We start from the raw sequence: 10,461 nt of genomic DNA, 5'->3' as shown, positions 1-10,461 counted from the left end.
CCTTGTACCAGCCAGTAAACTTATAGCCTGCCTTCTTCTGGGCTGTGGATCCATTGATTCCATCTGTTCCAAGTACCTGGATTCCTTCATCCTTGGCATTTGTTACTGTTCCCATCTTTGTATCATTGGATTCATAGCTTACTGTATATGTCTGGCCTGCATCTACTTCAAACTTTGCTGTGAAGGTTGTATTCTTATAAACTGCACCTTCCTTATTAAGTTTTGCGATAGCTTCTGCTGCTGTAAGCTCTGCGTCATCACTTGCAAGCTCTGTTCCGTTATACCAGCCTGTGAACTTATATCCTGGCTTTGCCTCTGCTTTTGATCCCGTTACTCCGGTTGTTACAAGCACCTGGATATCCTTATTCTCTTTTGTTGTAACATCTCCCATTGTTGCCGGGTCTGCCACGTATGTTACACTATAGGTCGCATCTGGATCTTCTTCCCAAACAGCATAAAGTGCATGATATGGTTCTTTCTCATCAGCTGCTACTTGAGCATGATTATATCCTTTATTATCTGAATAAACTGATGGATCATAAGTTATAAAGAGAGGGGATGTATTCGTTGTTGTAGTACCTACAGACTCAACATCTCTTGCCCAACCTTTGAATATGTAACCATGCTTTTCAGGAATGGATTCATCATCACCAAGTCCAAATACAGGAACAGCTTTATTTACTTCAAGATCTGTATCGTCACGATACTTACCGCCAAAATTGTCATACCATGTAATATGTGTTGGAGTAGGTTTCTCTACCTTTACATATTGCGCACGAAGCTGAATTGTATAGGATTTTTTCTCAGTTTCTGATGAATGCTCTTCATCTAAATCCTGAACACGCGCGTCATCCTTTAAAACCTGGAAAGTTGCTCCCGGAAGAACAGTAACATTTGTATCTTCAAACTTCTTAGTTGTGTCATTCCACTTCTGAACTACCCAATGTGAGAAACGTGATTCATAGGTCTTCGCATTTTCACCCTCACCCTCTGTTATAGCTGGTGTAGTAGTTGGAGCAGCACCTGCAGCTGCCCATGCTTTATCTCCATAAAGGTTAGTATCATTAGGTGCTGGATTTCCGCCATTAGCATCATAAATAATACCAATACCTGTAGCTCCGTCTAAAGTTCCTCGCCACTGCGCATATAGATCAAGCTTCTTTGTAATCCAAGGACGATCCACGTCAGCATTGGACTTAGTCTGATTTTCGACAAAATTCCCCCATTTATCCATTGGGTCAGTAAAATCTACTGTTTTATCATAACTATCATCCGTAACTGTTGTTTCATTTAAAACGAATGACTCAGCATCGAAACCATTTTTAAATTCAGGATCCAAGTACCAACCACGGAACTCATAGCCAGATGTTCTTCTACCGGTAGGAACACTCACTTTTCCGCCATAAGAAATTCGGAAACTCATTGCTTGAGATTCGGAACCCCAATCAAGAGTTGGGTCTGTTCCTGCATTAGGATGAAGAAATACACGGTACTGTATCTGACGCCATTTCGCATATACAGTTATTCCACCTTCAGGCATCGTACCAAATGTATATTCTGTTGTACATGCACTATCTACACACCAGCACTCAAATACATAACCGGCATGAGTCGGTGAAGGTTCATAATTAATGGTAGATATATCATCTAGGTAATAAATATTAGTTTTTTGGTGAAGCCGTCCTACATTTGTTTCTGATTCTATTGCCTTTCCATTACCATCAAAATATGCTCCATCCATATAGTTGATGGTATATTTGTTACGGGTATAAAAACAATTTAACGTTTTTACATTGCCATTTTTCCAATTTTTATCAACTTTGTTACCGTTGCTGTTGTAAGAAACAACTCCATATTTTGAAAATCCTGGTAATTCAATATAATCTTCTGCTTCTGTAAACCAATTGTAATCACAATCCAAAGATTTATATAAGACAAACGATTTACCTTCATATGACACTGTCTCTCCTGTTTCCCCTGGAAGTGCCTCAACATAATAATTGATTGTCCTAAATGTACCTGGCCCGTCAGTGTCCCTATGGAAAGTAACATCCGCATCAGGCATGATATCAATATATGATAATACCTGATTATATGGAGTACTGCTCTGTGGATCCCATCTTGCTGCAGTATAAGTTACCCCATCTGTACCAACAATAGGGAATTGATCGCTAATTGACTGTCCATAAAGAGCTTTTATCTCTTTGATAGTAGTATAGCTTCCAATGATGATAATACCCTTCCACACCTGGAACTTCAGCGTATGCTCATTTCTGTTATAGTAAACATTCACAACAGTAGTTCCCTCAGGAGCAATAGTTTTTCCTGACTGGTCGTCTCTATCATAATGGAAGCCTTTATAATCATCTCCATTATAGTCTTTAGTCCCTATCCTTACATATTTATTGTTTCCGGTTCCACGAACAGAAACAGCATTTATTGTTGATCCAACTGTTCCATTAAAGGTCAAAGCTTCTGCGAAGTCATAGCTTTGCCCATCGACGTTCTGTCTCCAGAGCAATATCGTATAATTTGCTGTAGTTGCTGAAATCCAGCTGGCATAGATAGTAGTTTTCTCACTAATTGTACTGCCAAAGGTAAACTTTCCAATTGTTACATTAGTATTCTGTGCATGTGCATTTGCATGTGCTTCTGTATCATACCAGCCACCAAATGTATAACCAAGACGAATCATTTCTTCAGGTTCGCATGGTTCAACTGTTGGTTTTCCAGATTTTACAAACTGAGGTGCATTATAAGTAGCACCTTTTCCGTTTTCATTAAATACAAGCCAGTGACCTTCAGCTTCAATAGCAGAAAAGGTAACATCACCTTTTATCTTAATATCAGCTCCGTTGGCATAAAGTTTACCTTCACCATCATTAGCTGAATAATCATAATCCTTAATATTGTCTTTACCTTCACTAACATGCCATCCCTCAAAATTGTGATTTTCATCACTTGCGGTATAATGCATATAAACATGATAGTCCTGATACCCATCATTATCATCTGCACGGAATTTTATCTCACTTGAACCAAGTGATGCGCCTCGATCATCAAGGTAAGAAACAGTATATGTTTTAAAGAGCATTGCATAATATGTTACAGTTTCCCCTTCTGCAACTCCGCTATTAAGCATATCTTTAATTTCATCACGAACATCAGCGATACTTTTCTCTTCTGTTTTTGTAGTATAATCAGCATTCTGTGTCCATCCACGGAACTGCACCCCGGGATCAGTCTCTCCAACTCCGGGATCATAAATAATATCATTAAAGTGAACAATATTATCAGAACCTTTAACAAGATCACTCTTCTTTACATAAGCTGAATATATCTCAGTAGTGCCATTCATAAATTTAACATTTAATCTGGCATCATTACCAGTGCTATCCTGGGCAGCCACAATAAATACAGAGAACTCATTACTATCAAGTTCTACCCCAGTCGCAACCTTTGTCTCGTCCTCAGGATCTTCGTTCTTTTCTTCTGTAGCGACTGTAGCCTCGATTTCTTTTACCTCGCCGTCATGCTGATGGAGCACGGTGAAGTCAGTACCTTCGATCTTATCAACAAGTGAAATTGATACGTGAACGTACTGTGCATCTGCAGGCTGGATTTCTTCTTTGTTGTATATGAACTTAATGTCAACACCCTTAGCCTCTTTTACGTTATCGCCAAGAGTATCCTGGGCTGTTTCAAGGGCCTGAGTTTCCGGAATAGCCTCAATTGATACAGTTGTGCCCTCAGGGAAAAGACCTTCCTCAGCCTCTACTAATACACTCATTCCTCCAGTTATCTTGCTCTCGGTAATTTCAGGCATTTCTTCAAGTTTCATGAACTTGGCTGTGAATGTTGTATCTTTTTCCACATCAGAAGGAACGAGCAAGGCATCATTGGTTACAAAATTGCCATCCTCGTCTACCCACTCTGTGAACTGATATTTATCATTCCAAGGAGTTGCCTCAGAGCCTTCAAACTTAGCATCTTCATCATTAAGGTCAACGGTTTCTTCTTTTACAGAAACACGTCCACCCATAGATGCTTTGTACTTAACAGTTACAAGGTTCTGCTCTTTTTCTTCTATTTCAGTAGAAGCTGAGCTTGCAGCGTCTGCTGCCTCTTCAATAGAAGCAGATGTTGCAGCTGAAGCAGCTTCTGTGCTTTCCACGTTTGCAGAAGTAGCTTCTGTTGAAGCCTCTACAGCTTCAGTTGCAGAAGCAGTTGCCTCTGTTGCTGCCGGAGCTGTTGCAGGTTCTTCTACAACATTTCCTCCATTTGTAATATCAGCGGTTGCCTCCTCGACAGCGCCTTCTGTAGCCTGATCTGAAGGTGTTCCCTCAGAGGCTTCAGTTTCTGTCTCGACATCCGCCTCGATATCAGACTCATTTTCCTCATTTTCAGCAGGAGTTTCTTCATCTGTTTCGATGTCCTCCCACTGGAGTTCTGAAGACTCTTCATTAGAATCTTCTGAGATCTGTTCAAGTTCTTCTTCGCTTCCTACAGCAAAAGATCTTGTGCTTGCATAATCACTACTAAAAGTAGTTGTAACAAGCGCAAGTGTCAGTAGGAATGCCAAAAATCTGTTTAGCTTTCTTGACATAACACTATGCCTCCCTCTCATAAAAAAATCGCAAAATCATGATGCAGTATGGGCCGTTTCCTTACTGCTCATGTTATTACCGCTTTTAATGGCCTCATCCATTAGCTGTAACATTTCCAATGTGCTTCTAAATCTGACACTCTTTTGTTCATTCGCCCAAACAAGTTCACCCTGCCAGGAGCCGTTCCGGCAATGGTCAACTTTTATAATGAACGTGTCTCCCATTTTATAAGTGCCTTTACAATACTCATTCATAACTCTTTTACTCATTACTTTCCCCCTAATGAGTAATTATATGGACCGGGTAATCATAAGACCTATCATAATTAACCATTTTTTTGAACTAAATTTCACATCGTCTACATAAAATTCTAAATAATATTTCAACCATGCGGAATAGGGAATTTATGAAGTTTTTATAAAATGTGTATTAAGTAAAAATAAACCGCAATAGCTCGTATTCTGCGGATTTTCAGACACTAAATATAGACATAGATTTATCTAAATAAGTTTATAGTTTTTTTAACAAAATAAAATACGGAGCCGGCGCACTTATAGTGCGACAGCCCCGCATTACATAAAGAATTTAATATTCTCTTTATTTATTCATTAACAGCTTCCTGATGGTGAATTCCTGCTGTTGCAGCTTCATCCATGAGTCTCAACATTTCCATCATACTTCTGAAATGTATAGTCCTGTTCGCTTCTGCCCAGACAATTTTTCCTTGCCAGGTACCATTCTGACAATCCGTGATCTTTACGATAAATGTCTGTTTGGCATCAAGTGATTTCATGTTTACCCCCTTTTTCAGGTTACCTTGTACATTAAGTCCTAACCCAATTGCATATATTGTACGCAAACAGCTATCATATTTTTAATCATAATCGCTCTTATTTTTGTTGTTTTTTCGTGAAATAAGAAATAAATCACTAAAGTTTTTCTAAAAAAACGTATTTTTGTGAAAAAAAAACCTACATCTGAAACGATTAAGTGTGCATCAGACATAGGCTTTATTTTTTGTTTAGAAACTAATTAAATATACATATTTTCTTCAAGTTCTTCTCTAGGAAGAAATGGCGCAAGGTCCTCTAAAGGAGCGCTTGTAAGGCTGCCATCAGCTTCTTTTTTCACTGATGACTTAGGAGCCCATGGCTGAACTGTGTCTGTAAATACTTCGCAAAACACAGGTGTATCTGAAGCCAAAGCTTTATCAATACCGTTTTCGAGATCACTTCCCTTAGCTATTGAAACATAGTTGTAACCGAAAACCTCTGCCAGCTTTCCAAATTCAGGAAAAGCAAGGTCTCCGCTCTCAGGCCCTATTCCAAACTTGGAATAATCACTGAAGTGATAGTTCTGAGTAAGTCTGATGGAGTGGTAACCATCATTATTTATAAGAAAGAGCTTTATAGGGAGCTTATTTGTAACTATAGTCTGAAGCTCCTGCAGGTTCATCATGATGCTGCCGTCACCTTCAAGGCAGATGGTCTCTTTTTTACCTGATGCAATGCAAAGTCCGATTGCTGCCGGAAGTCCATAACCCATGCTGGCTACAGCGTTATTAATAATGAATCTGCTGCCGTTCTTGATATGCCAGCTTTGAGAACCAGCGACACAGCAGGCACCGTTGCTGACTGCCGTGAGTGAGCCCTCACTAGCCTTGTCAGAAAGAGCTCTGATAAAGCCATAGACATTTACAGGCGCATCGCCGGTAGCACGCTGCTCTACAGACACAACAGGGTATTTCTCTTTCCACTTGATGCACTGAGCGCGCCAGTCATCGCATGGTGCAAAGTACAGCTGTTCATCCATTTTTGATTTCTGCCACTCTTTATTCTCATCAAGAGTTTCATTCATGGCTTCCATGAACAATCTGGCATCTGCGCGTATCTTCTTATCCACATGGATCGTGTGCTTTTCCATCTCAGCAGGGTCGATATCCACCATTATGACTTTGGCTGCTCTCGCCCAAGAACTCCAGGTATAACCGGTCTGTCTGATGGATATTCTGGATCCGATAACGAGCAAAAGATCTGAATTCTGAACTGCAAAGTTTCCAGGTCTATCGCCCATATAGCCGCCGCGACCGCAGTAGAGCGGATTTTCATCCTCTATGAGGTCAATAGAGTTCCAATAAGTACAAACGGGAACTCCAAGTTTGTCCACCATCTCTCTGAAAGTATCAAAACCCTTTGAAATGCGGATTCCGCCGCCCGCGTAGATGACAGGTCTTTTAGCCTTTTTGATCTCATCAAGAACCATCTGCGATACTGCCAGAAGTTCATTGTGGTTCATTGGCTCTGAGGCAGACGCATTGTCTTTTTCCACATCAGGGCAAAGACATGAATGCTCTTGTCTATACTCCTCGTCAAAGCTGCGAAGCTCGGCCGGATTAATTTCTTTTGCCTGGTAATTAACAGGAACGTCTACCCATACAGGTCCGGGACGACCGGTACTCATAAGGTGCCAGGCCTTCTCCATAACATACCTGATGTCTTCAGGCGCCTCAAGCATGACTGCGTATTTGCACATGTGCTTAGTCATCTGGGTGATATCGTATTCCTGGTCTCCTATGGAACGAGGAAGGCCTGAATCGTTTATAAATTCATGGCTTGTAATTGGTCTTTCTGAATCAGAGTTTTCCTGAATATCTGCGCTGCAGCCTCTTTTAGAGAGGCCGTACTCTGTGTTTCCTTCCATGTATCTGACTGTAGTGTCGTATCTGACCTGTCCACTTACAACGAACATGGGAAGTGAATCAAGCCATCCGCCAAGAACGCCTGTGATGGCATTGGTTCCGCCAGGACCTGAAGTAACGCAAAGAGCTGCAACTTTTTCTCCGTATCTTGAGTAGCTCTCTGCGGCAATAGCTGCGCCCTGTTCGTGATGGAAATGGGTACAGTGCATGCCCTCTGTATGGCCAAATGAGTTGTTAAGATGCATCGCGCCACCGCCTACAACTGTGAAACAGTCAGTGACACCTTTTTTGATCAAAAAATCTACTATATAATCTGATAATTTCATAAAACCTCACCACTTGATCCAAGGAGCTCTGCCTGTCTCAATGAGATCAGAGAGTTCATCTCTTTCTCTTGCAGTATCCATGCACTTCCAGAAGCCGTCATACTTATAAGCTGCAAGCTCACCGTCTCTTACAAGGTTATGCATTGGCTCTTTTTCAAAGAAGGTGCTATCGCCCTCGATGTAGTCGAAAACTCCCGGCTCAAGTACCATATATCCGCCATTGATACGGGCTCCGTCGATGTTGGCTTTCTCTCTGAAATCCTTAACAACTGATGAATCGTCAGAATCTATATCGAACACACCAAATCTCTGTCCTGCAAGAATGGCTGTAACTGTAGCAATCTTGCCATGGCTCTTATGGAACTCAAGAAGTTTGTTCATATCAAGATCGCAGACTCCATCACCGTAGGTCATGAAGAATGTCTCATTACCCACATGCTCTTTTATCCTCTTGATACGTCCACCGGTCATGGTGCTGTATCCGGTATCAACTATTGTAACTTTCCATGGTTCTGCCTTCTGAGAATGGAATGTCTTTTTATTCCTGTTAGCAAAATCAAAAGTTACGTCGCAGTTGTGGAGATAATAGTTGTTGAAATACTCCTTGATCACTTCCTGCTTGTATCCTGCACAGATAATGAATTCGTTGAATCCATAGTGGGAATACTCTTTCATGATATGCCAAAGAATTGGTTTGCCGCCAATCTCGATCATTGGCTTTGGACGCAAGTGGCTCTCTTCACTGATACGTGTTCCGAAACCACCGGCTAAAATTACTACTTTCATTTAAATGCCTTTCATTTTTAAAACTCTCTTTTTTAACCTATATAATATAAACCAAGTTGTTTGTTTTAACAAGGATTGGCAATTTACAGGTACTTCTCTGGCTCGTTGAGGAACACGTCGGTTATGCCCTTTGCAGCATATGCCTCTATGTTCATCCTGCCTCCTGTAGGAGCTTCAGGATAAAGATGTCCGCCGAACCACGCACGCACTGTTCTGCCTTGAATTCTCTCAATCGGAAGATCCATGTGAATTCCCGCAGGATGAAGCGCTATGCTGCCGTTCGGAACGTCTTCCCATAAGGATTCCAAGCCAATTGCCTTGTACAGACAATTTGACAAAAGATCATCCAAAACGCCAAGCTTTGCTGTTGGCTCAAACTCATGGATCTTGTAAAGAGATTCAGGGTAAAAGCTTGAGTAAACGATTGCTTCTTTAACGCCCATCTCATCCACAAGTTTAACTATTTTTTCCTCAATTCCAGGATAGTTGTAAACTGATGTTTTAAGCTCAATGTTGATGCGCATGCCGTCCTTTATCTCATCTTCAGGTATGCCTGCTTTAACTGCATCGCAGTAGACTTTAAGTTTTGGCATCAAAAGCTCAATGACTTCACGCATTGTAGGGATCTTCTCCGCAGGAACACCCTTGCCTGCAAAAATATGAAGAGCCTTAAGCTCCTCAAGTGTAAAATCTCTCACAAATCCAAATCCATCTGTTGTTCTATCCACACGCTCGTCGTGGATAACCACAAGCTCTCCATCCTTAGTCAGCTGAATGTCCAGCTCAACTCCGGCAAGGCCGTCAATTTCCATTGCCTTTCCAAAAGATGTAAGTGTATTTTCCGGATACATCTGACTGCATCCTCTGTGTGCCCAAAATCGCATATTTTTTCACAACCTTTCATTTAAATTCTAGAAGTTATCATAACTCTTTATAATTAAAAAGACTATACCATTTACTGGTATAGTCCGTTAATCATGCAGAAAATCGATTATAATACTCTTCTGCTTTTTCTATGGTAATCTTGAATCGTTTTACTAACTTTTCAATAATCGTCGCTTTCTCGACTCCATCTTCAATTTTATCAACGATGAATGCTTCTATTCCTTGTTCTATTCCTTGTTCTATTCCTTCTTTTAATCCATTTTCAAGTATAACATCACTCAAATTACACATATCATTAAGCCTCCGCTCAGTGTCTCTACTAACTTCTATCCCATACTCACCTGACAGCTTCTTCTTTTTCATTTCAGAATCTTCTTTTTTTAAGAGTGTCTCCAGCATCGCTATCAAAATATTTTTAGACTTCTCTAGGTTCTCATTACTTCTCAATCTGATTATAACACCTTGTAGCTTATCAATGTTTGGCAAATTCATTTTCTTGCCAAATAAAACCTCTTGAGTCAGAGAGATTCGATTAATTGAGTCCTCATCATCGCCAGCATCCATACATATCCATATACTGCGAACAGCCTTCAGACTATCGTAATCTGAATTTGTAAATTCTACTTCTTTCTGAGCAGAAATCATTCTTCCCAAATAAAAAACAACTCTGTTATCCAAGTGATAACCAAGTTTTGTTACTTTAGAACTCTTCTGCGCCTCAATGTTAATTAGTATCTTAATGAGCTGCACCCCGCAATAAACAGAAAATCTTATATCAAAATAAATCTTTCCTTCACTCGGTACATTATCTTCTTCAGAGCACTTTTTGATCTTATCAGCATTGGTATGCCCTGGTTCCACTCTGACCTTAGATATTTCCGGTTCATCAATATTGCTTATTATCGTCTGAATATCAGTATCCTTAAATTCATCTAATGTGTACTTAAGAATCCTAGCCAAAATCTGTTTATCTGCCAGCAACTCTTTTACATTCTCATCATATCTGGCTCTCTGACAAGTAATATCAATCGCCTGCGCTATATTTGTTTCCATTTGTATTACACTACTCCGTTTGCTTTACTTGTAGAAATAATATAGCACATATGTTCGCCACGAACAAGTGTTTGTTTTCCGCCTGGAATTGCACTTTTTCCCATTG

General features: G+C 40.4%; 7 protein-coding genes. All 7 read right to left on the bottom strand.

All coding sequences use genetic code 11. The features are described from left to right. Nucleotides 1-4,606, bottom strand: a 4,606-nt coding sequence (locus tag C4S54_RS04215) for an InlB B-repeat-containing protein (protein ID WP_146059961.1), incomplete at its 3' end; no start/stop codon positions are given. 36 nt (nucleotides 4,607-4,642) lie between these two features. After that, the gene (locus C4S54_RS04210; RefSeq protein WP_242973739.1) at nucleotides 4,643-4,876 is read right to left on the bottom strand and encodes a hypothetical protein; all 234 of its coding nucleotides are present in this window, start codon (nucleotides 4,874-4,876) and stop codon (nucleotides 4,643-4,645) included. A 332-nt stretch (nucleotides 4,877-5,208) separates the two neighbouring features. Next, nucleotides 5,209-5,400 carry a hypothetical protein gene (locus C4S54_RS04205; protein ID WP_103868410.1) on the bottom strand — a complete coding sequence of 64 codons (192 nt, stop codon included), beginning with the start codon at nucleotides 5,398-5,400 and terminating at the stop codon, nucleotides 5,209-5,211. A gap of 239 nt (nucleotides 5,401-5,639) precedes the next feature. Beyond that, nucleotides 5,640-7,631, bottom strand: a complete 1,992-nt coding sequence (locus tag C4S54_RS04200; protein WP_103868409.1) for a thiamine pyrophosphate-binding protein — start codon at nucleotides 7,629-7,631, stop codon at nucleotides 5,640-5,642. 6 nt (nucleotides 7,632-7,637) lie between these two features. Then, entirely contained in the window at nucleotides 7,638-8,417 is a 780-nt protein-coding gene (rfbF, locus tag C4S54_RS04195) for a glucose-1-phosphate cytidylyltransferase (RefSeq protein WP_103868408.1), read from the bottom strand. A gap of 83 nt (nucleotides 8,418-8,500) precedes the next feature. Further along, nucleotides 8,501-9,301, bottom strand: a complete 801-nt coding sequence (locus C4S54_RS04190) for a glycerophosphodiester phosphodiesterase family protein (protein WP_103868407.1) — start codon at nucleotides 9,299-9,301, stop codon at nucleotides 8,501-8,503. A 91-nt stretch (nucleotides 9,302-9,392) separates the two neighbouring features. Further along, complete coding sequence (locus tag C4S54_RS04185) at nucleotides 9,393-10,355, bottom strand: hypothetical protein (protein WP_103868406.1); 963 nt, start codon at nucleotides 10,353-10,355, stop codon at nucleotides 9,393-9,395. Nucleotides 10,356-10,461: the final 106 nt, after the last annotated feature.

Source organism: Butyrivibrio sp. Su6, from assembly GCF_900108105.1.
GTDB lineage: Bacteria > Bacillota > Clostridia > Lachnospirales > Lachnospiraceae > Butyrivibrio.
The sequence above is the reverse complement of the archived record's forward strand: the minus strand, read 5'-3'. Positions and strand labels throughout refer to the sequence as shown.

Excerpts from the sequence above, each read along its gene's own strand:
- C4S54_RS04205 (WP_103868410.1), bottom strand. The coding sequence starts at position 5,400 with ATGAAATCACTTGATGCCAAACAGACATTTATCGTAAAGATCACGGAT.
- C4S54_RS04200 (WP_103868409.1), bottom strand. The coding sequence starts at position 7,631 with ATGAAATTATCAGATTATATAGTAGATTTTTTGATCAAAAAAGGTGTC.
- rfbF (WP_103868408.1), bottom strand. The coding sequence starts at position 8,417 with ATGAAAGTAGTAATTTTAGCCGGTGGTTTCGGAACACGTATCAGTGAA.
- C4S54_RS04210 (WP_242973739.1), bottom strand. The coding sequence starts at position 4,876 with ATGAGTAAAAGAGTTATGAATGAGTATTGTAAAGGCACTTATAAAATG.
- C4S54_RS04190 (WP_103868407.1), bottom strand. The coding sequence starts at position 9,301 with ATGCGATTTTGGGCACACAGAGGATGCAGTCAGATGTATCCGGAAAAT.
- C4S54_RS04185 (WP_103868406.1), bottom strand. The coding sequence starts at position 10,355 with ATGGAAACAAATATAGCGCAGGCGATTGATATTACTTGTCAGAGAGCC.